The sequence below is a fragment of the Aeromonas lacus genome, assembly GCF_000764665.1.
GTDB classification, from domain to species: Bacteria; Pseudomonadota; Gammaproteobacteria; order Enterobacterales; family Aeromonadaceae; genus Aeromonas; species Aeromonas lacus.
The window spans coordinates 1-713 of the sequence record NZ_JRGM01000125.1 but is presented as its reverse complement, the minus strand read 5'-3'; the positions used below and the strand labels follow the sequence as shown (position 1 = coordinate 713).

The 713-nt window shown below is 38.8% G+C and carries 1 protein-coding gene; it reads right to left on the bottom strand.

Annotation, left to right across the window (positions count from 1 at the left end):
• Positions 1-309 precede the first annotated feature (309 nt).
• Entirely contained in the window at positions 310-591 is a 282-nt protein-coding gene (locus LG31_RS0107875; protein WP_033113939.1) for a hypothetical protein, read from the bottom strand.
• Positions 592-713: the final 122 nt, after the last annotated feature.

Here is a 713-nt window from a genome sequence, read left to right as displayed (position 1 = left end):
ATCCCATTCCCTAAAGGTTGGGATGCACACCGTGGTGTAACCATATTGCAATTCGAAGATATCGTGCATCTGATTGACTAAGATTGTTACATGAACATAAATGCAATAGTCAAAATAAGATAAACTTGGGTACAGATTTAAATTGGCTTAAGATAGAAAAAAGGGCGCCTTGTCAATAAGAGCACCCTTAGTTTTTTTCTTTGTACGTTATTGTTGGAGCCGAACATTTTATCAATCTCGGCGTAAGCAAAAATATTTCTGGAAAGTAAACTCTACTTCTTTTTAGCCTAGGCTTAATGCAATTAAACCTTAACTTCCTCGCTTAATGTCTGCACGTAAAGCAGCCATGTCCGCTTTAATGTCCTGTCCCACGGCACGAATTTCATCTCTGATTTCAGCACGGATATCTACTTGATTCTGTTTCAGCTCTGACATCTCTTCTTTCATATTTTCGATTTGAACCTCGGTGCGAACCTTGTATTCCACTAGTTCTTTAATTTCGTTGCGATATGACCACAACAAAGTACCAAACGCCGGTAAGACAACAGCAGTAACCCACTGCCAAATTTCTGTCATTGTAATTGATTGCATATGAACCTCTGCTTTATTGTTGTTATTATTATTTAAATGCAGGTTTAAAAAAGGGACTCGATATCAAGCCCCTCTTACTATGGGGTACATATTGTACCCACGGTAACGGGAAAGTGTCCCTC